General features: G+C 71.9%; 23 protein-coding genes, 1 tRNA gene and 1 pseudogene. 4 read left to right on the top strand and 21 right to left on the bottom strand.

All coding sequences use genetic code 11. The features are described 5' to 3' along the window. A partial coding sequence (locus tag COA17_RS10660; RefSeq protein ID WP_141397025.1) for a transposase domain-containing protein occupies positions 1–224 on the top strand: 224 nt, incomplete at its 5' end. A 286-nt stretch (positions 225–510) separates the two neighbouring features. Here the strand turns inward: COA17_RS10660 and COA17_RS10655 are convergent. From COA17_RS10655 to COA17_RS10575, 18 genes and pseudogenes are all read right to left on the bottom strand, one after another. After that, positions 511–753: pseudogene (locus tag COA17_RS10655) on the bottom strand (phage tail protein); the annotation flags it as partial. Between the two features lies 1 nt (position 754). Then, positions 755–1,153, bottom strand: a complete 399-nt coding sequence (locus tag COA17_RS10650) for a hypothetical protein (protein ID WP_096612214.1) — start codon at positions 1,151–1,153, stop codon at positions 755–757. Further along, positions 1,150–1,974: a DUF2163 domain-containing protein gene (locus COA17_RS10645; protein ID WP_096612212.1), complete on the bottom strand. Its 825-nt coding sequence runs from the start codon at positions 1,972–1,974 to the stop codon at positions 1,150–1,152. The genes COA17_RS10650 and COA17_RS10645 overlap by 4 nt, the downstream gene beginning before the upstream one ends. Continuing rightward, positions 1,971–4,244, bottom strand: a complete 2,274-nt coding sequence (locus tag COA17_RS10640) for a DUF2460 domain-containing protein (protein WP_096612210.1) — start codon at positions 4,242–4,244, stop codon at positions 1,971–1,973. The genes COA17_RS10645 and COA17_RS10640 overlap by 4 nt, the downstream gene beginning before the upstream one ends. Then, entirely contained in the window at positions 4,244–4,819 is a 576-nt protein-coding gene (locus tag COA17_RS10635) for a tail tape measure protein (RefSeq protein WP_096612208.1), read from the bottom strand. The genes COA17_RS10640 and COA17_RS10635 overlap by 1 nt, the downstream gene beginning before the upstream one ends. After that, entirely contained in the window at positions 4,812–5,015 is a 204-nt protein-coding gene (locus COA17_RS10630) for a phage tail assembly chaperone (protein ID WP_096612206.1), read from the bottom strand. Before COA17_RS10630 ends, COA17_RS10635 begins: the two co-directional genes overlap by 8 nt. Before the next feature lie 5 nt (positions 5,016–5,020). Then, positions 5,021–5,335 (bottom strand): gene transfer agent family protein, encoded by a 315-nt coding sequence (locus tag COA17_RS10625; protein WP_096612204.1) that lies wholly within the window; start codon positions 5,333–5,335, stop codon positions 5,021–5,023. Beyond that, the gene (locus tag COA17_RS10620; RefSeq protein WP_096612202.1) at positions 5,332–5,739 is read right to left on the bottom strand and encodes a phage tail tube protein; all 408 of its coding nucleotides are present in this window, start codon (positions 5,737–5,739) and stop codon (positions 5,332–5,334) included. Before COA17_RS10620 ends, COA17_RS10625 begins: the two co-directional genes overlap by 4 nt. Positions 5,740–5,741: 2 nt before the next feature. After that, on the bottom strand, positions 5,742–6,131 hold the full coding sequence (locus tag COA17_RS10615; protein WP_096612200.1) for a DUF3168 domain-containing protein: 390 nt from the start codon (positions 6,129–6,131) through the stop codon (positions 5,742–5,744). Next, on the bottom strand, positions 6,128–6,304 hold the full coding sequence (locus COA17_RS19385) for a hypothetical protein (RefSeq protein ID WP_176484858.1): 177 nt from the start codon (positions 6,302–6,304) through the stop codon (positions 6,128–6,130). Before COA17_RS19385 ends, COA17_RS10615 begins: the two co-directional genes overlap by 4 nt. After that, entirely contained in the window at positions 6,301–6,816 is a 516-nt protein-coding gene (locus tag COA17_RS10610; RefSeq protein WP_096612314.1) for a head-tail connector protein, read from the bottom strand. The genes COA17_RS19385 and COA17_RS10610 overlap by 4 nt, the downstream gene beginning before the upstream one ends. 64 nt (positions 6,817–6,880) lie before the next feature. Then, entirely contained in the window at positions 6,881–7,885 is a 1,005-nt protein-coding gene (locus COA17_RS10605; RefSeq protein WP_096612198.1) for a phage major capsid protein, read from the bottom strand. 65 nt (positions 7,886–7,950) lie between these two features. Next, entirely contained in the window at positions 7,951–8,319 is a 369-nt protein-coding gene (locus tag COA17_RS10600; RefSeq protein WP_096612196.1) for an HK97 family phage prohead protease, read from the bottom strand. Beyond that, entirely contained in the window at positions 8,319–8,636 is a 318-nt protein-coding gene (locus tag COA17_RS10595) for a DUF6127 family protein (protein ID WP_066488393.1), read from the bottom strand. The genes COA17_RS10600 and COA17_RS10595 overlap by 1 nt, the downstream gene beginning before the upstream one ends. Next, positions 8,633–9,712, bottom strand: a complete 1,080-nt coding sequence (locus tag COA17_RS10590) for a phage portal protein (RefSeq protein WP_096612194.1) — start codon at positions 9,710–9,712, stop codon at positions 8,633–8,635. Before COA17_RS10590 ends, COA17_RS10595 begins: the two co-directional genes overlap by 4 nt. A gap of 251 nt (positions 9,713–9,963) precedes the next feature. Beyond that, positions 9,964–11,271 carry a DNA-packaging protein gene (locus tag COA17_RS10585; protein WP_096612192.1) on the bottom strand — a complete coding sequence of 436 codons (1,308 nt, stop codon included), beginning with the start codon at positions 11,269–11,271 and terminating at the stop codon, positions 9,964–9,966. Further along, complete coding sequence (locus COA17_RS10580; protein ID WP_141397073.1) at positions 11,268–11,792, bottom strand: hypothetical protein; 525 nt, start codon at positions 11,790–11,792, stop codon at positions 11,268–11,270. The genes COA17_RS10585 and COA17_RS10580 overlap by 4 nt, the downstream gene beginning before the upstream one ends. 244 nt (positions 11,793–12,036) lie before the next feature. Beyond that, positions 12,037–12,110: transfer RNA gene (locus COA17_RS10575), tRNA-Gly, on the bottom strand. Between the two features lie 190 nt (positions 12,111–12,300). Between COA17_RS10575 and COA17_RS10570 the strand changes: the two genes are divergently transcribed. Then, the gene (locus COA17_RS10570; protein ID WP_096612188.1) at positions 12,301–15,144 is read left to right on the top strand and encodes a TonB-dependent receptor; all 2,844 of its coding nucleotides are present in this window, start codon (positions 12,301–12,303) and stop codon (positions 15,142–15,144) included. 204 nt (positions 15,145–15,348) lie between these two features. Continuing rightward, the gene (locus COA17_RS10565; protein WP_066486308.1) at positions 15,349–15,564 is read left to right on the top strand and encodes a hypothetical protein; all 216 of its coding nucleotides are present in this window, start codon (positions 15,349–15,351) and stop codon (positions 15,562–15,564) included. 445 nt (positions 15,565–16,009) lie between these two features. Here the strand turns inward: COA17_RS10565 and COA17_RS10560 are convergent, their stop codons facing one another. The 3 genes from COA17_RS10560 to COA17_RS10550 all read right to left on the bottom strand — a co-directional run bounded on the left by COA17_RS10560 (position 16,010) and on the right by COA17_RS10550 (position 18,880). Next, positions 16,010–16,570 carry a cytochrome b gene (locus tag COA17_RS10560; RefSeq protein ID WP_245857653.1) on the bottom strand — a complete coding sequence of 187 codons (561 nt, stop codon included), beginning with the start codon at positions 16,568–16,570 and terminating at the stop codon, positions 16,010–16,012. A 19-nt stretch (positions 16,571–16,589) separates the two neighbouring features. After that, positions 16,590–17,357 (bottom strand): SapC family protein, encoded by a 768-nt coding sequence (locus tag COA17_RS10555; RefSeq protein WP_066486312.1) that lies wholly within the window; start codon positions 17,355–17,357, stop codon positions 16,590–16,592. Positions 17,358–17,443: 86 nt separating this feature from the next. Continuing rightward, positions 17,444–18,880: an FAD-binding oxidoreductase gene (locus COA17_RS10550; RefSeq protein WP_096612312.1), complete on the bottom strand. Its 1,437-nt coding sequence runs from the start codon at positions 18,878–18,880 to the stop codon at positions 17,444–17,446. 117 nt (positions 18,881–18,997) lie between these two features. Between COA17_RS10550 and COA17_RS10545 the strand changes: the two genes are divergently transcribed. After that, complete coding sequence (locus COA17_RS10545; protein ID WP_245857651.1) at positions 18,998–19,468, top strand: hypothetical protein; 471 nt, start codon at positions 18,998–19,000, stop codon at positions 19,466–19,468. The last annotated feature ends 20 nt before the right edge of the window (positions 19,469–19,488 follow it).

Below are 19,488 nucleotides of genomic sequence, written 5' to 3'. Positions count from 1 at the left end.
GAAGGCGCAACTGGCTGTTCGCGGGTTCGCGCGCAGGCGGCGAGCGAGCCGCCGCCATCTACACCGTCATCCAGACCTGCAAGGCCAACGGCGTCGACCCGCAGGCCTATATCGCCGATGTCATCGCCAGGGTCGCCGGCGACTGGCCCGCCACCCGCTGGGACGAGCTGATGCCGTGGAACTGGGTGCCCCAGACAGATCAGCCAACAGCCCAAGCCGCATAAACTGCGGTCCTCACGCCACGCTTACGGCTTACCTGTCGCCAAGAGCCTGATCACACTTGCAGCCAAGCTGAGACTAGTCTCAACGATCTGACAAGAGTCTCAATTTCGTTGCAAAGTGACAGCTGAGCCGTCGGGCGCGGTTACTGGTGGGGGTGAGATCCGCCGGGCTCGCCGCCTGATCGGTCATCTATGCGAGTTTGCAAAGCTTAGATGCTGGTTGCAATGTTTAGGGGTACTTTGCAGCGCTTAAATGCTCTTTGCATATCTTAAGTGCGCTTTACACCTGCCGCGTCTCGATCAGGTCGGTCGACCAGATCACGCATCCCGCGACGCGCATCGTCCCGAACACCCTGGGGATGGCGGTGCCGTAGGAGGAGGTCTGCACCTTCAGGTCGGTCAGCCGCGGCCCCTGCCGCCCGCGCGGCGCGAGCACCGCCCGGTCGACCCGCTGTCCCAGCAATCCACCGATCGCCGCCCCCGCCGGCCCGCCGATCGCGCCGCCTACCGCCGTCAGTACCAGCGTCGCCATCTCATCCCTCCCTCTCACCCAGTCGCCACGCCGCGACCACCGGCCATGGCGGCACCCCCGGCCGCGCCACCACCCGCCCCGCGCCCGCATCCGCGTGAACGATCCCGTCCTCGGTGCGGATCGCCAGATGCAGCTGCGTCGCCGCGACGCGCAGCAGCAGCACGTCGCCCGCCGCCTCGCCCGCGCACGGCACCGCCCCCGCCGGGATCGCGCCCGCCGGCAGGACGGCGGCGCGCAGCGCATAGTCGCGCGGCAACCGCACGTCCGGGCGCACCGCCGCGACCGCCACTGCCACCACCCCGACACAGTCCAGCCCCAGCGCCGGGTCGCGCCCCTGCGGGCGGAACCGTGCGCCCACCGTCGCCAGCGCCGCCGCGGCGACCCGCTCGCCGGTCGTCATGCGCCGGGATAGCGGGTGAGCAGGTCGACGCCCGGCAGATACGGCTCGCCGCGGAAATTGGCGGCGTTGCCGAACCGCGCGGCGCAGGTCGCGATGCGCCGGTCGCACCCCTCGCTCACCTCCACTAGCGTGCCCGGTTCGATCGCGAAGGGCGGCGCCATGCGCAACGTCACCTCGGCACCCGCCGACCGCGCGATCGCGTTGCGCAGCCCGCCGTTGGCGCCCCCGAACCAGCACAGCACGCCCTCGCCCCAGCCGTTGTCGACCGACTCGGCGCAGTCCAGCGTCACCACCTCCCCCGCCGCCGCGACGACGCGCGCGAACCGCCGACGCCCCGCCATCGCCACGCGGCAGCGCCGGTCGCCCAGCGTGGCGCGGCACGCCGGGGACGTCGCCTCGGTCACCGGCCGCTCCAGCCGCGCGGTCGCGCCGCGCAGTTCCGCCGCGAAGCCGCCGTCCTGCCACGACACCTCGCCGATCCGCCCCTCGCCTAGCGCGATCGGCACCACCACCGGATCGTCCCAGTCGATCGCGAAGGTCACCACGCGCGCCGCATCCCATCGCCCCGCCGCCAGATCGCGCGCGGTGATCGCCGCGACGTCCAGCGCCCCGCGCGCGGTCATCGTATCGGGGTCGGCGCCCTCCGCCCGCTCGATCGCGGACGGCGTCATCCCCGGCGCCGCGCGGTATCGCATGCCGCCCACGGTCAGGTCGCGGTCGTGATCGGTCATCGCCACGGTGACGCCATCGGTCCGTTCGATCCGCCAGCACAGCGCCAGCGTCGTCACCCGGTCCGACCCGGTCGTCGCCGCCGCGCTCATGCCTCGCGCACCTCGATCAACGGCACGCTGGGCACCGCGCCGGCCAGATGCGTCGCGCGCGATACGGTCAGTTCGTCCTCGGCGAAGCGCACCGGCACGTCGAAATCGAACGTCGCGGTCACCGCCGCGCCCGCTGGCGGCGCGGTGTCCAGCGTCACCATGCCCGCCGCCGCCACCGCGAAGGCCTGGGTCGGCTGCCCGTCGATCGCGATCCGCACCGTGCCGGTCACCGGGCGGGTGATCCGCCGCGCCGCCGCGCCGTAACGGCGCACCAGCGCGAAGCTGCGCGTCGTGCCGTCGCCGGTCCCGATCCGCTCGCCCTCGGCGTGCCAGTCGAACGGGTCGCGCAGCCGGAATCCGCGCGCCGGCCCATGCCGCGCGCGGAAAAACGCCAGCAGTGCGGCGACATCGCCCTCGCTGCGCACCCCCGGCCCCACGTCATACCGGGTGCGCGCCTGCCCCCAGGCGACCTGCCGCGTCTCGCGCCCGCCGCCGCTGGTGGTCACGCTGGTCGAAAAGGTAGGCGTCACTTCCGCCTCGCGCCCCAGCGCCAGCGGGAACGCCACGTCGTCGAACGCCTCCACCCCGTCCTCCTCATCCTGCCAATAGGTCAGCCCGTCGCGCATCACCTGCGGCAGCGCCCACAGATAGACGCGGCGCACCCCGCGGGCTTTCGCCGCCTGCGCCGCCGCCACGATCCGCTCCCATTGCGCGCGATCCTCGGGCCGCAGCACGAAGCCCGCGAAATAGTCCTGCGCCGCCGCCGGATAGCCGAGCCGCGCGGTCGCCGCCGCCGCGCCCGCCGCGCTCGACGCGGTGTCGCCCGCGGTGACCCAGTCGTAATCTTCCAGTTGCAGCACATCGAAGGCGGGCGCGGCCCAGCCGGCCGGCAGGTTCATGCGCTTCGCCTCCGGCGCGGCGGCGTCCAGCACCGTCGGCAGATAGGCGAGCAGATAGGTGGCGCACCCCGGCTGCGCGGCGCGCGCCGCCGCGGCCAGCGCGGCGGTGGACGCCGCCAGCGCCGCGCCCGCCCGGTCCAGCGTCGCGCGCTGCGCCGCGTCCAGCGCGGCGCGCAGGTCGGGGATCGCCGCAGGCGCGATCGCCGCCACCGCGCTGGCATCGTACAGGCACGGTCGCGCGGCGGCGCCGGGGGTCACCCACCACCACGGCTCGCCCACCTGGAAATGCGGCGCCAGGCCCGCGGCCGCACCGATCGCCAGGAACGCCGCCGCCACCGCGCGCAGATAGGCCATCGCCGGGTCGCAGGTCGGCGACAGCAACGTCGACGGCGGCACCCAGCCGGTCAGCGCCGGGCTGCCATCCGCCGCGCGCTGCTTCCACGCCGCCGGGCAATGCGCGTCGAACAATTCGTAGGACAGCGACCAGATCAGATCGTATCCCAGAACGCCTGCGCGCCGCGCGAAATCGCCATGCCACGCCGCGCACGCCGCGTTGAGCGCCCCGCCCGCCAGCGTCACCGCCCCACCCCCGGCGGTCAGCCGGAAATAATGGCTCATCCCCACATAATGGACGATCGCCCCGCGATACCCCAGGTGCAGCGCGTTGCGCAGCAGGCGCTGCGGGGTCAGGTGATAGCTGTCGTCATATCCGCTCGCGATGCGCAGGTCGTGTTCGGGGACCACCACGTCGCCGATCGCCAGCACTGCGCCCGATCCGGTGCAGGCGATCGCGCTCAGTTTGGCCCAGCCCTCGACCGGCATCGGCAGCGCGCCGCCGCCCTGCTCGTCATAGCCTGGCGCGACCAGCGACACGAACATCCGGTCGACGTCGCCCGCCCACACCGGGTCCGCCTCGCCCGGCAACGCGAAGCCGCCGTCCAGCGCGGCGAAGTCCAGCGTCACCCGCGCATCGGTCGGCGTGCCCTGCGCATAGTTCCACAGCCGCACGTACCAGGCGCGCGCCTGCCCCGCGGCATCGCGCCCCTCGATCGTCAGGACCGGGCCGTTGACCGCATCCAGCGCCACTACCCCGGCCGATCGCCAGCGGAACGACAGCCGGCACGCGCGGTAATCGCGCGCTTCCTCATAGCACAGCAGCGGGTGGTCGTGCCGGTCGGCGCTTTCCCAGATCAGCCCCGCCAGGTCGTCGCGGCGATAGAAGACCGCATCGACCCGCACCGTATCGGGTGCCGGCGTCGTCACCGCCGCCATCATCGGGCGCGGAAAGTTGACCGTCCAGAACGCGGGGTCGAACCGCTGGATGAACCCGGTGGCCTGCTCGGCCCGCTGCGCTGCCAGCCAATGCCCCATCACTCGCCCTCCGTCAGTGCGGCGCGCACCGCGCGCGCCACCTGCCGGCTGGATCGCGCCAGCGCGGCGGGCGCGGCATTGTCGCCCGCACGGATCGTGATCGCGACGCGCACGTCGCGCCCGCCCCCCGCCCCACCGCCGGCGGGGATCACCTGTCCGCTGCTGGTCGGCACGAACAATTCCGGTCCGCGCTCTCCCACCCAATAGGGTCGCGCCGGGCTGACCGGCCCGCCCGTCGCGCGTCCCGGCAACCCCAGCAGCCCGACCAGCGACGCCACCAGCCCGCCACCGCCGCCGCCGCCGCCACCACCGCCGACGATGGCACCGATACCGTTGCGCACCGCCGCCGCCGCGATCTCCGCCAGCACCGACAGCGCCACCGCCTTCAGGTCGTCGAACCCCAATTTGCCGGTGCGCACCGCGCGCATCAGTGCGGTCTCCACCGCGCGGCCGGCGCGATCGGCCCCGGCGGCGAACGGCCCCTCCAGCGTCTGGCGCATCGTGTCGATGTCGCGCGCGAACCCGGCGGTGTCGGCGCGCACGCCGATCACCAGCCGCTCGATTTCCTCATCCATCGGGGAATGCCTCCTGCAATCGGGCGATCAGCGCCGCGTCGGGCGGCGGCATCGCCATGTCGGGCGCGGCGGCCCGGGCCAGCGCGGCCAGTTCGGCGGGTGTCGCGCGCCAGAAATCGTCCGGCCGCCATCCGAACGCGAGCCCCGCCAGGCCCGCCAGCCGCACCGCCGCGGTGGCGAAGCGCGGCGCCGTCATGCCGCTCACTGCCCCGCCAGCACCTGCCGCAGCAGCAGCTTCAGCGCCGGGGTCGCCCCCGCGATCCCGCCCGCCACCACCGCCTCGCCCAATGTCTCGCGGGTCAGCGCGGGCGGCGCGTCGTGCCGGCAATGCCAGAACAGCGCGACCAGCTCCGCCAGCTTCAGGTCGCCGCGCGCCGCGCGCTCGACCAGCGCGAACAACGGGCCCAGTTCCTCCTCCGCCGCCACCAGCGCGGCGAAGGTGGGGCGCAGCACCACCGGCTGGCCCGCGACGCGGATGGCGGCCTCGCCGCGCGCCGGGTTCGCGGGCGCGCTCATGCGCTGGCCACCGCGCCGCTGCTCTCCAGCGCGATCGTGTAGCTGCGCTCGCCGTTGTAATCCCCGGCATAGTCCAGCCGCGTGACCAGGAACCGCCCGGTCATCGCCTCGCCGCTTTCGAACGTCAGGCGATACTCGTCGAGCGTGCCGGCCAGTGCGCTCGCCTTCACGCGCGTTTCCGCCGCCGATCCGGTGAACACGCCCGCCGCCGATACGCTGACCGAACGGACCCCGGCGCCCGACAGCAGCTCGCGCCACCCGCCCGAATCCTTGCTGGTGATCGCGACCGCCTCGCCGTTGATCGACAGCTGCGTCGTGCGCAGCCCCGCCACCGTCCGGTACACCACCGGATTGCCGCCATCGCCCACCTTCAACAGGAACGCGCTGCCCTTTTCCGCCGCCATGTTCAGTCCTCCTGTTCCAGCATCCGCACGCGCACGTCGACCATCGCCGCCCAGCGTGCCGTCCCGTCACCCAGCACCGCGCAGCGCACCGGCACGACCGTCACGATCCGCCATCCCGGCAGGTCGCGCGGCAGCGCCAGCAACGCCGCCTCCACCGCGCCCGCGATCCCCTCGATCCGCGCCGGCAGCTGGTGATCGTCGCGCACCGTCACGCCGACGCGCGCCTCGCGCCCGGCGCGGTCCTTGGTGCCCCAGTCGGTGGCGGCGATGTCGCGAAGCGTGACGTGCGGCATCGCCGCCTTCGCGCCCGCACCGTCCGCCACGCGCTGCACCCCCGCGATCGCGCGCAGCTGCGCCAGCACCGCGGCGCGCAAGGCCACCGCCGCGCTCATGATCGCCACCACGACAGCCGCGGGTCGTCGACCCACCGCCGCACCAGCCCGCGCGCGCTGACGGTCACGCCCCCCGCGCCATCCTCCACCCGCGCATCCGGCAGCAGGTCGCGCACCCGCGCCGCGACCTGCGCCCGCGCCGCCGCGACGCGCCGCTCCACCGCGGGCGTCATGCGCGCAACCCCGGCGTCAGCGACATGACCCGGAACGGCCGCCACAGCGCGGTCACCGCCGCGGGGACCGGGGTGGTCGCGCCGCGATCGGCGAACAGATGCGCCGCCAGCATCGCCACCCCCTGTCGCAATCCGGCGGGCAGCCCGCCCCAGTCGGCGGCGATCCCCGCGGTGAAGACGACGCGCCCCTCCGCCGCCATCCGCACCCAGCCGCGCCCCTCGCCGTCGATATCGATCGTCATGTCCGGCGCTGCCTGGATCGCACGCACCGGCATCGCGGGCAGCATCTGCCACGCCGCGCCCGCTGGCATGTCGGCCGCGACCTCGCGTGCGATCAGCACCTGCCCGGTGACCTGCTCGGCCAGCCCGATCGCGCTGTCCGCCAGCGCCGCGATCAGCGCATCGTCCTCCGCCAGCCCGGCGCGCAGCTCCGCCTTCACCGCCGCCACCGAGGCGGCGCGATCGGCGGGCCCCAGCGTCACCGCGCCCGGCCCGCCCGTGATGATGGCCATCCCCATCCCCCTCGCTGTTGCATGGATGCCGCGGGGCCGGCGCATGCCGGCCCCGCCGGCGGGTTCAGGCGGCGGCGAACTTCATCAGCTTGATCGCCTCGCTGTTCGACACGCACCCGCCGACGCGCTTGGTGGCGTAGAAGGTGACGAACGGCTTGTTCGTGTACGGATCGCGCAGGATGTTGGTCTCGGCGCGCTCCGCGATCAGGTAGCCGATGCGGAAATTGCCGAACGCGATCGACAGGCTATTGGCGGCGATGTCGGGCATGTCCTCGGCCTCCACCACCGGATAGCCCAGCAGCGTCGCGGGCTGTCCGCTGGTCAGGCTGGGCTGCCACAGGAACTGGCCGTCGGCGGTCTTAAACTTGCGGATGCGCGCCGCGGTCGTGGCGTTCATCACGAACGCCGCGCCCTGCCGGTATGGCGCACGCAGGCTCTGGACCAGGTCGATCAGCCGGTCGGCGCCGTTGGTGGCGAAATCGCCAGCCGCGCCGCTGGGCAGGTACTGGAGCGTCCCGAACGCCCGCGCCGCATCCCCCGCCGTGGACGTCGCCGCCTGCAGGAACCCCTTCGGCCGGTTGGTCCCGCTGCCGTTGACGAACGCCGCGCCCTCGGCGCGCGCGAACTCGGCCGCGATCTCGCCCGCCAGCCATGCCTCGACGTCGAACAGCGCGTCGTCCAGCATCGCCTGGCTGGCCGACGGATTGGCGTACAGCTCGCCCATCGGCGGGGCGATCTCCTGGAACACCGGGGTCGCGGTGCCCGGCCGCGCATCGGTTTCCGCGGCCCAGCCCGACGGCGTCCCGCCGGTCGTCACCAGCTTGCGGTATCCCGCCGATCCCACCGGCACCACATTGGCGATGGCGCGGATCGGGCTGATCGACTTCAACACCGCGTCGATCTGCTGGTCGATCTCGCGCGGGATGGCAAAGCCGCCCTGGTCGCCGGTCGTGCCGGTGAACGCCTTCATCTCGATCGTCGCGCCGGTGCGGACGAAGCCGTCGAACGCGGCATTGCCCATGGCGCGCGCGCCCTCCAGCACCGGGCGTGCTTCCACCGTATCGTTCATCACCTTCTCCTTCGGAAATGCCCGCTAGCCGGGCAGCAGTCGGCAGCGCCGCGGCGCCGCCGGATTCAATCCTCGCTGATCGCCGCGATCCGCGCGGCGGGCTGCATCGGCACCGCCACCAGGCTGATCTCGGCCAGATCGGCGGCGCGGATCTCGCGCCACGCGCCTTGCGTCACGCGCCGCGCGCGATAGCCGACCGACAGCGCCGGCAACGCGCCGCTGCGCACCGCGCGCGCCACGCCCGGATCGTCGATCCGCGCCGCGATGCGCAGGCCGCGCGCATCCTCGTGCATTTCCAGCACCGCACCCACCGGCGCCCCGCGATGCTGGAGCAGCAGCGGCACCGTCCCCGCCCCGGCGAAGGCGCCCGCGCGGAACACGTCGCCCGCGCGGTCGACCCGGTCGTAGACCGCGGCATAGCCCGCGATCCGCATCACTTGACCCACTCGCCGAACCCCAGCTTGACCGCCAGCCCGACCAGCAGCAGCGCCCACACCATCCGCACCACCCAGGCGACGCTGGCGCGCCATGCCGATGATTTCGCCGTGCGCCACGCCTTCAACAGCTCGCGCAGCTCGGCGACGTCGCCCGCCGCACCCTCGTCGGCCAGCCCCAGCCGCGTCAGCGCGCGCGTCGCGCCCAGCTCGCCGGCTTCCTCCGCGATCGCGCGCAGCACCGCCATGTCGCCGCCGCGCGCCTGTTCCTGCGCCAGCAGCTGCGCCAGCACCGCCCCGTTCCCGCGCGCGCTCATGACCAGTCCACCATCTGGCGCTTTTCGTCGCGCGACAGGAAATCGGCCGCGGCGACCATCCGCCACAATCGCTCGCGATCCTCGACCAGCGCGGGCACACGATCCAGGTCGACCTCCAGCGTGGCATCGGCGAACCACGGCGCCAGCCCGTCGCGCACCCCGGTCAGGATCGCGCCCGCCAGCGGCAGCACGGTCAGCCGCCACAAGGCGCGATTGGCCTCGCGGTAATTGGCGTGGGTGCTGTCGCCGGGCAGACCCAGCAGCATCGGCGGCACCCCGAACGCCAGCGCGATCTCGCGCGCCGCCGCCGCCTTGGTGCCGGCGAAATCCATGTCGGCGGGGGTCAGGCTCATCGCCTGCCATTTCAGCCCGCCTTCCAGCAGCATCGGGCGCCCGGCATTGGCCGCGCCGGCGAAGCCTTGCTCCATCTCCTCGCGCAGGCGACGGAACTGGTCGGGCGACAGCACCGATCCGTCGCCCGCGTCATAGACCAGCGCACCGGACGGGCGCGCGGCATTGTCCAGCAACGCCTTGCTCCACGACGATGCGGCATTGTGGATCGCGATCGCCCCCGATGCCGCGCCCAAGCACCCCAGCCCGTAATGATCGTCGACCGGGTTGAAGCGGCGGACATGGATCACCGCCGCCGGGTCGAACCGCGTCGCGCGGACGCCCACGCGGTACAGATACGCCGCCGGCCACCCGTCCGCGCCCAGCTCCACCGTCACCCGTTCGGGGCGCAGCGGGAACAGCGCCGCCACCGCGCCGCCCGCATCGCGCAGGATCTGGATGAAGGCATTGCCGTGCAGCAGCGTTTGCGCCGCTACCGCCTCCAGCAGCCCCGGCGCCCCGGCCAGCGCGCCCAGCGCCGGGTCGCTCGCGTCCAGCGGCGCGCCGCCGACCGCCTCGGCGACCAGCCGCACCGCGCGCTGCGCCACCGCATTGGCGCAGTAACCGGCGCGCACCTGCGCCTCATACCCTTGCGGCCACACCCCGATCGGCGCCGCGACCCCCGCCGCACGCGCCAACGCCGGACGCGCGCCATCGCGCCCGGATTTCCACCCGAACCAAGCCATCGGCCACTCTCCATGATGATAAAGCCGCCCGCGCATCACGCGGACCGGCAACTCCACCGGCGTTCCCGCGAACGCCGGAACAGCGGGTCAGACAGAACGACGTTCGTTGGCTCACGCCACCCCGGGCTCCGGCGTGCACAACAGTACCGCACGGCGCGCGGCCATCAGCCACAAACACCAATCGTGTTCCGGCGAAGGCCGGAACCCAGGGCAACGCAGGACAACACCGGCAAGCGAGCGCGCGCCGCCCGCTAGATCACCGCCACCCGCGCCTCGCCCTGCCGGTCCAGCATCAGCGCGGTCAGCGCCCAGATGCACGCGTCGGCGCGGTCCGGCGATCGCCCCGGCCCGTCATAGCCACCGCCGATCGACAGTCCCGCCAGTTCGTCCTCCAGCGCCGGGAACGCCCGCGCGTGCCACACCCGCCGCAGTTCGTAGAGCGCGGCGACCGGCTCCGCGCGCGCCGCCTTGCCGCGGGTGGCGTGGACCAATGTCACCGGCAGCGTCGCCTGCGCCGCCAGCAGCACGCTCTTCACCATCGCGCCGCCCTGGTTCGCCTCCGCCACCACGCGGTCGGCGCCGACACGGGTGGCGCAGGCGCCGACCGCGCGCGCCCAGCCCTCGGGCGTCGCGCCGCTGACACTGGCATCCTCGATCACATAGCCGCAGCCGTCGCGCCCCAGCCCCGCCGCGACGATCCCGCAGGCATCGCCGTCGGTGCCCGCGGGCGGATCGACCCCGACGACGATGCGCACCAGCGGCGGCACCGTCGCGGCGCGCTGCGCCTCCAACGTCTTGCTCGTCCACAGCGCGCCCGCCACCTCGTCGATCAGCTCGCCGTCCAGTTCCTGGCGCCCCAGCCGCGTCGCGCCGTAACTGGCGGTCATCGCCGCGACGAACGCGGGCGGCAGATGCGGATTGTCATGCGTCCGCCCGCGTGTGGTGCACGTCCCCGGATCGGCCGCGATCCGCCGCATCAGCGCGGTCGGGCGCGGGGTCGTCGTCACCAGCACGCGCGGCTGCTCGCCCAGCCGCAACCCCATCAGCAAATTGTCCCACCCCGCGGTGCCGCGCCATTTGCCCAGTTCGTCCGCCCAGGCGAAATGATGCTCCGGCCCGCGCAGCTTCTCCGGCGCGGCGGCGGAATAGACCTGCGCGCTCGCCCCGCTGGCGAAGCGCACCTCGCCGCTGGTCGGGCGCCACACCACCGGTTCGTCGTCGCGCGCCACCGCGATGACGCCGCTCGGCCCCTCCACCATCACCTTGCGGGCATCGGCGATCGTCGCGCCGACCAGCGCGAAGCGCGCCTGCGGCATGGTGCGGGCCATCGCGCTCACCCATTCGGCGCCCGCGCGCGTCTTGCCGAAGCCGCGCCCGGCCTGCATCAGCCACACCGACCAGCCGCCCGGCGGGGGCAATTGCCCCGGATGCGCCCATTCCTCCCACCGCTCGACGATCGCACGCGCGGTCTCCTCGCTCAGCGTCGCGGCGATCGCGGTGCGCTCGGCCAGCGGCAGCCCGCGCCACCAGCGCAGCGCCCGCTCCATCGATGCGCTCATGCCGGCTCCGCCGCCCCGCCGCGCCGCGCCTGCGCCGACAGGCGCCGCAGCAGTTCCCGACCGGCGACGTCGCGCCCCTTCCGGCGCACCGGCGGCGCGGCCGGCGGTGGGGGCATGTCGGGACGCCGCGCCAGCAATTGCATCGCGGTGGCGATCTCGATCGCGCCGCCCGGCCGCTCGCCTTCTGCCAGCACCTGGCGCAGCACCGCCGCCTCCAGCCGTTCCCATGCCGCCGCGGCCGCATCACGCCATTCGCGCGCGAAGCGCGGTTCCCGTCGCCGCTTGGCATAAGCGGCGGTCACCGACATGCCCGCCGCCGCCGCCGATGCCGCGACGTCGCCGGTCATGCTCAGGTGATCGAGGAAGGCGTGTCGCGCCGTCTTGCTCCACCGCATCGCGTCCGCGCCGGCGGTCTGCGTACCCGCCCCGGCTCCCGTCGCTCCGTCCCGACCAGCATCGTCACGTCCCGCATCGGCACGTCCCGCATCGTCACGCCCCGTACCGCCCGTTCGTTCGGCCATCCGGCGATCCTCCCCTGCGTCGATCCCGATATCGTCGGCCGCACCCGCTGCCCGCCCGGTGGTGCGTCATCCGCACCGCCCGGAGCCGCCCCGCGCGGCGCGCCAAACGACGACGGGCCGGCGCGGCGGGGCCGCAGCCCCGAGCCGCCCGGCCCGATTCGCATCATCTCGATGTTCACGTTTTGTACGCAAACAGCGCGGCGCTGTCAAGCCGCAAATATCGCCGTCGTCAGGTGGGGGATAATGGAGCGGGTAGCGGGAATCGAACCCGCGTATTCAGCTTGGAAGGCTGCTGCACTACCATTGTGCTATACCCGCTCGCCGGGGCACGGCCAGTAATCCAACCCGCCCGCCCGCGCAAGCGCGCTACGCCCGCCGCCACGCCGACAATCTTACGCGCCGCGTAAATTCGCTAGACCTTTGTCGATAGCGCGCTAAACCGGCCGCGATACCGGATGTTCAAATCCGGACCCATCGACCCGTCATGTTTGGGAGAGGCACCGTCACCATGCGTCTGACCATTGTTCTGCTGTCCACCGCCGCCGCGCCCGCGCTGCTGTTCGCCGCCACCGCCTCGGCGCAGACCTCTACCGATCAGGCCGCCGCCGATCAGGCCAGCCCCGTCACCGCCAACGCCGCCGTCGCCGGACAGGCCGACACCACCGCCGCGCAGGCCGACGCGAACGACGTCGGCGCCGGCGACATCGTCGTCACCGCCACGCGCCGTTCCGAACGCCTGTCGGAAGTGCCGATCTCGATCAACGCGGTCAGCCAGGCCGCGCTGCAGAATTCGGGCGCCACCGACATCCGCCAGATGGCGCAGCTGGCCCCCTCGCTCAACGTCTCCTCGACCGGGTCGGAAGCGAACGCCTCGGCGCGCGTGCGCGGCATCGGCACGGTCGGCGACAACCCGGGCCTCGAAAGCTCGGTCGCGGTGTTCATCGACGGCGTCTATCGCAGCCGCACCGGCTCGGGCCTCAACGATCTGGGCGAGGTCGACCGGATCGAGGTGCTGCGCGGGCCGCAGGGCACCCTGTCGGGGCGCAATTCCTCGGCGGGCGCGATCAACATCTACACCAAGGCGCCGTCGTTCGACTTCGGCGGCTATGCCGAGGGCAGCTACGGCAATTTCGACGCCTGGCGTGCCGCCGGCGCGCTGACCGGGCCGATCATCAAGGACCTGCTCGCCTTCCGCATCGACGGCGTCTACGCCAAGCGCGACGGCTTCATGCGCGATGTCGTCAACAACACCGACTATAACGACCGCAATCGCTGGTTCGTGCGCGGGCAGTTGCTGCTCGAACCGTCGTCGGACTTCTCGCTGCGGCTGATCGGCGACTATACCTTCCGCGACGAAAAGTGCTGCGGCGCCGTCTATGTCGACACGCGCGAGAAGATCGATCCGACCCCCGGCGTCGCCGGCGACTATGCGATCAACCCCGCCGGCAACCGCATCGTCGACGTCATCAATTCGATCGCCGCGCTGCGCGGCTATCCGGCCGGCAGCGCCTTTCCCAGCGGCAACGACCCGTACAGCCGCCGCATCGCCTTCTCGCCGGGCAAGGCCTATTCGAACGTGACGAAGGACTATGGCGGCTCGGCGCAGGTCGACTGGAACCTGGGCGGCGCCTCGCTCACCTCGATCACCGCCTATCGCGAATATAAGTCGGCGGGCGCCAGCGACATCGACTATAACGTCCTCGACATCGGCGATCGCCCGGCGGACGGCAACAACTACCGCCAGTTCCACACCTTCACGCAGGAAGTCCGCCTCAACGGCGAGGCGTTCGGCGATCGCCTGAACTGGCTGGTCGGCGGCTTCTTCGCGAACGAGGATCTGGAGGTCGTCGACAATCTGAAGTTCGGCAGCGATTACGGCGCGTTCGCCGCGTGCCGCATCGTCGCGACGATCAACCCGGCGGCGGCGCTGCGCAACCCGGCCAATGCCGGCTGCCTCAGCGCGGCGGGCCGTGCGACGCTGTCGGGGCAAGTGCCGGGCACCACGCCCGCGTTCGGCGCCGCGACGCCGCTGATCCTGGCCAGCATCGACCGGCTGGGCACGCTCAACAACCTGGGCACCACCCGCGACGTCTATCGCCAGAACAGCAAGAGCTTCGCGCTGTTCACCCACAATATCATCAAGCTGACCGACAATCTGTCGTTCACCGCCGGCCTGCGCTGGACGCAGGAGCGCAAGCGCTTCGACGCGACGTTCGGCAACAACAACACCGTCTGCCCGCAGATCCAGGGGCTGCTGGGCGCCGGCCCGGCGGGCAATCTGTTCAACAATGCGCAGCTCGCCGCGCTGACCCGCGGGATCGCGACGCTGGCATGCACCGGCAATTCGTCGGCGGCGCTGAACGGCCGCACGCTGGCGGACAATTTCAAGGAAGACCAGCTGACCGGCACCGCGGTGCTGTCGTGGAAGCCGGTCGACCGCGTGATGACCTACGCCAGCTATTCGCGCGGGTACAAGGCGGGCGGGTACAACCTCGACCGGTCGGACCTGGGCGATGCGTACAATCCCGCGACGATCGGCAATGCCACCGGCGGGCGGCTGCGGTTCGACCCGGAAACCGTCAACGCCTATGAAATCGGCCTGAAATATTCCAGCCGCCAGTTCACGTTCAACATCGCGGGCTTCCGGTCGGAGTTCAAGAATTTCCAGCTGAACACCTTCAACGGCACCAATTACGTGGTCGAGAACATCGGCTCGTGCTCGAACGACCTCAACGGCGCCGATCGCGACAACAGCGCGGCGACCGGCGCCTGCTCCGGCAACGTCAAATACGGCGTCCTCAGCCAGGGTGTCGAGGTGGAGGCCGGCTTCTACCCCGCACGCAATCTGGCGGTGAACCTGGGCTACACCTTCGCCGACACCAAGTATCGCCGCAACCTGGTCGGCTCGGATGCGGGCGCGCCGCTGGATCCGGCGCTGTTCCTGCTGTCGGGGTCGCAGATGTCGAACGCGCCGCGCAACGTCATCACCTCCTCGGTCGCCTGGACGCCGGACATCGGCAGCGACGGCATGTCGGCGCTGTTCTACGTCGATCAGCGCACGGCGTCGGACTATAACACCGGCTCCGACCTGTTCGTGGAAAAGATGCAGGACGGCTTCACCGTGGTGAACGCGCGCGTCGGCCTGCGCGGGCGTGAGGAACGCTGGGCGGTCGAACTGTGGGCGCAGAACCTGCTCGACACCAACTATACGCAGGTCGCGTTCAACTCGCCCTTCCAGGGGGCGGGCAGCCAGCAGCAGGTGCAGGCGTTCGGCGGCACCGGCAACCAGCTGTTCTCGGCCTTCCTCGCCGAACCGCGCACCTATGGCGTGACGCTGCGCACGCGCTTCTGATACACACCATTGCAGACGGGGCGGGCCGGCTGGCGCATCGTGCGCCGGCCGGCCCGTTCGTTTCGTCGGCTTCCGCGCGCATCCTACCCGTTTCGGCTGGAAAGCGGCGGGCTGGTGGTTGACCCGTTAACCGTTTTCACGCCTTCCTCCAGTCAAGCGACCGTCCGAGTCGGTCGCGTCTGGCCCGTGGGGGGCGCAACGGCGATGAACGGCGAAGCGGTAATCCGGTTGGTGTCCGAACAGATGGAGCGGATCCTGTGGACCGCGCGCAGCGCGGGCGGCACGCTCATCATCTCGCGCGGTCACGATCCCGACACGATCCGCCAGCTGCTCGATCAGGGGCTGATCCGCGAACGCCTCGGCCACCTCGTCCTGACGCCCAAGGGCACCCAGCAGCGCCGCGCCTGCGCACCCTTCTGACCACGTTCTAAAGTCGCTCCGGACCTGTTACGGGGCCACCTATACGCGCCATCGGCCGGCTGCACGCACGCGGCGGGACGGATGCCCGCCCCCGTACCCCGTGCCGCCGCCCTCGGCGCACCCCTTTGCCTCATCGCGCAGCGTGATGGGATGCGCGCCGGGGGCAATCCTCCCGGCCATCGCCACACAAGTCCCCTGCATCCGCGACGGCATGATCCGCCACGCCCCCGCCAGCGACGCGCATAAAAAAACCACCGCGTGTTTTCACACGCGGTGGCCAAGGTTCAGGGAGGAGACACGCCAGAGGCGTGCCATACGGTTCCGCGAAAGGGGGGACACGGAAACCGTACGTCAACAACATAGGAGGGTGGCAAAGGGTTTCAAGCCTTCACCCCGTCGCCACGACAAATTGTTCGAATCCGGCGACGGATGGCTGATCGGCGGGTCAACGCCGGCCTGGCAGCATCCGCGTCATCACGCCGTCGCGCAGCAGCACCGCATGGCGCAGCGCCGCCGCGATATGCGCCGCGACCAGTACCGCCATCATCCAGCCCAGCACTTCGTGCCCCTCACCGCCCAACGCGGCGGCGCCGCCCGATACCGGCAGGTACGGCAGGTCGAACAGCCCGAACCACGTCAGCGCGCGGCGCCCCTCCGGGCCGGATACCATCATCCAGCCGGTCAGCGGCACCGCGATCATCAGCAGGTACAGCGCCCAGTGCGTCGCATGCGCCGCCGCGCGTTCCCAGGCCGGAGTCGCCGCGGGCAGCGGCGGCGGGCGATGCGCCAGGCGCCAGGCCACCCGCGCCGCCGTCAGCAACAATATGGTGACGCCGATCGCCTTGTGCGCCGGCATCCAGGCGCGCAGCGCCGGGATCGATTGATGCCCGATCCCGACGATCAGGTTGCCGATCACCAGCACCGCGATAGCCCAGTGAAAGGCGATGGCGACACGCGAATAGGTCGCACCCGCGATCGGTCGTCCCGCGCTCCCGCGCATCGCCATCACCCCGGCGCCTTCCGCGTCAGGCCACCAGCTGCGGCTGCGGCATCTTGCCCAGCTTCACCTGCCGCGCGAAGATGTCGCGCATCAGCGACAGCGAAAACAGGTGCGCATACAGCAGCGGCAGCATCCCCGACTGCGACATCTTGCGCAGCTGGTCGCCGCGCAGGTCGGCCAGCTTCTGCTCGTCGACCATCTGGAACCCGCGATAGACGAACGGCTGGTCGATGCCGTCCTGCTGGATCGTGACTTCGCCTTCCATCAACAGGCCGGCGTCGCGGATCTCCGTCATGAACTGCCCGGTGCGCGCCGCGGCCTGTTCGAAATTCTCGTTGAACTGAAGGATGTTGCGCGTCAGCTCGGTCGGCTGGCCGTCCGCGAACAGCGGCTCGCCGTCATCGAACGCGCCGATCGTGTCGGTGGTCGGATCGAAGCACAGCGACAGCTCGTCGGCATCCGGGCGCAGCCGCGCCAGCATGTACGGATAGCGGCGGACATACGCCGGGACGTACAGATTGTCCTCGGTCAGCGCGCCGGCCTCGTCGACGAACACGTTGACGCCCTCGTTCAGGCCCATCAGCGCGATCGGGATCGAATCGTCGCCCGACGAAAAGACGATCGGCATGAACCGCTGCACCAGCGGGAATTCCTCCACGGTCAGCGGGATCGCGTGCTGGCCGGTCAGGAACGGCGCCACGTTCGACGAGCGAATCTTGTAGTTGGCGTGGAGTTCGCTCGAAAGCGGCTCGAGGCCGTTGTAGAAAAGCGGAAGCTGCGGCGCGCTGGCCATGGGATTCTCCGTAGCGGACGGGATAAGGTTCGTATCGTATCGATCGGGCGCGCCGCGTCCTGCCGCCACCCGGACGGGGGACGGGCCTATTGCGGGTTGCGCGGCGGCGCAAGCGTCACAAGCTTGCCGGGGTTCATCAATTCCCCCGGATCGAACGCCGCGCGAATCGCGCGCAGCGCCGCCAGCCGCGCCGGCGGGGTCAGCCGCTCCAGCTCGTCGCGCTTCATCTGGCCGATACCGTGCTCGGCGGAAATCGTCCCTCCCGCCGCGACGACCAGGTCGTGGACGAAGGCGGAGACGACCGGCACCTGCCGCGCATACCAGTCGGCAGGGTCGGTGCCGGGGGCGGCGCGGACGTGAAAATGGACGTTGCCGTCGCCCAGATGGCCGAAGCCGCTGGCGTGCGTGCCGGGGAAGCGCGCCTCGCACGCCGCCGCCGCCTCGATCATGAAGCGCGGCATCGCCTCCACCGGCACCGCGATGTCGTGCTGCGCCGCCGGCCCGGTGGCGCGTTCGGCATCGGAGATCGATTCGCGGATCCGCCAGAACGCTTCGGCCTGCGTCTCGCTCGCCGCGATCGTGGCGTCGGCGGCCAGCCCGTCCCCGATCGCCGCGCCCAGCACGCGCTCCACCACCGCCGCGGCGCCATCGGGCGCGTCGTCGGCGGTCACCTCGATCAGCACGTGCCACGGGTGCGCGCCCGCGATCGGCGCGCGCGCATCGGGCAGATAGGCGAGCACGGCGGCCAGCGATTCGGCCGGCAGCAGCTCGAAACTCTCCAGCGCCGGGGTCGCGCGCTGGAACCGGCGCAGCAGCGTCATCGCCGCATCGGGGGATGCCACGCCTGCCCAGGCGACCGTCCGCCCCGCCACCGCCGGCACCAGCCGCAGCGTCGCGGCGGTGACGATCCCCAGCGTCCCTTCCGCCCCGATCAGCAATTGCGTCAGGTCGTAGCCGCGATTGTCCTTCTTCAGCGCCGCCAGCCCGTCGTGCCGCGATCCGTCGGGCAGCACCGCCTCGATCCCCGCCACCAGCCCGCGCATCGTCCCGAAGCGCAGCACCTGCGTGCCACCTGCGTTGGTGGAGACGAGCCCGCCGATCGTCGCCGATCCCTTCGCCCCCAGCGACAGCGGGAAGCGCCGGCCGTGCGCGGCGACGGCGGCGTGCAGCGTCGCCAGGATCACCCCTGCCTCCGCCACCGCCAGCCCCGCGTCGGCATCGATCGCGCGGATCGCGTTCAGCCGGCGCAGCGACAGGATCGCCGCGCTGCCGTCGGCGGGCGGGGTGGCGCCGCCGACCATCGAGGTATTGCCCCCCTGCGGCACCAATGCGACGCCCTCGGCCCGCGCGGCCGCGACGATCGCCTGCACCTCATCGACGGTGGCGGGCGCCAGCAACAGCCCGGCATGGCCATGGTAGCGGCGGCGCCAGTCGGTTTCCCACGGCGCGATCGCGTCGCGATCGGTGACGATCGCGGCAGCGGGCAGGCGCGCGGCGATCCGGTCGGCGAAGCGGGCGAGCATCGGGTTCACGCGCGCGTCCTTGCGCCCGATCGCGCCGCGGTTCAATCGCCTGCCGCCGCCCGGCCGGCGGTTCATCCCCCGTTCAACCGGCGCGGGTCACCGCCATGGTCGCCAGTCATGATCCCGCGCCTTCCGCCCGCCCTGCTGCTCGCGATGGCCGCCCCCTTGGCGGCGGGTGCGCGCGCGCCCGCGCCGGATACGCTGGCCGACGGCACGCAATGGGCGCAGCTGACGATCCACGAACGGCTCATCATCCGCATCCCCCGGATGCCCGCGGCCTCGCGGATGGCGATGCGCGCGCCGGCACCGGTGGAGTGGCGCGAGCGCAGGGGACCGCGCTGCCTGACGATGACGTCGCTGACCGGCGCGGCGATCGGCCGCGACGGCGAGGTCGATCTGATCGTCGAGGGGGCGCAGCGCGTGCGCGCGCGGCTGGATTCGCAATGCCCGACGCTCGATTTCTATTCGGGCATGTACCTGAAGCCGACCGCCGACGGCAAAATCTGCGCCCGGCGCGACGCGATCCGCACGCGATCGGGCGGCCGCTGCGCGATCGCGCAGTTCCGAAAGCTGGTGGCGGCCCGCTGAAAACCCGCTCGACCGCGCAT

It is taken from the genome of Sphingomonas ginsenosidimutans, assembly GCF_002374835.1.
GTDB lineage: Bacteria > Pseudomonadota > Alphaproteobacteria > Sphingomonadales > Sphingomonadaceae > Sphingomonas > Sphingomonas ginsenosidimutans.
Note: the sequence above shows the minus strand (reverse complement) of the source record. Positions and strands in the feature narration are given on the sequence as shown.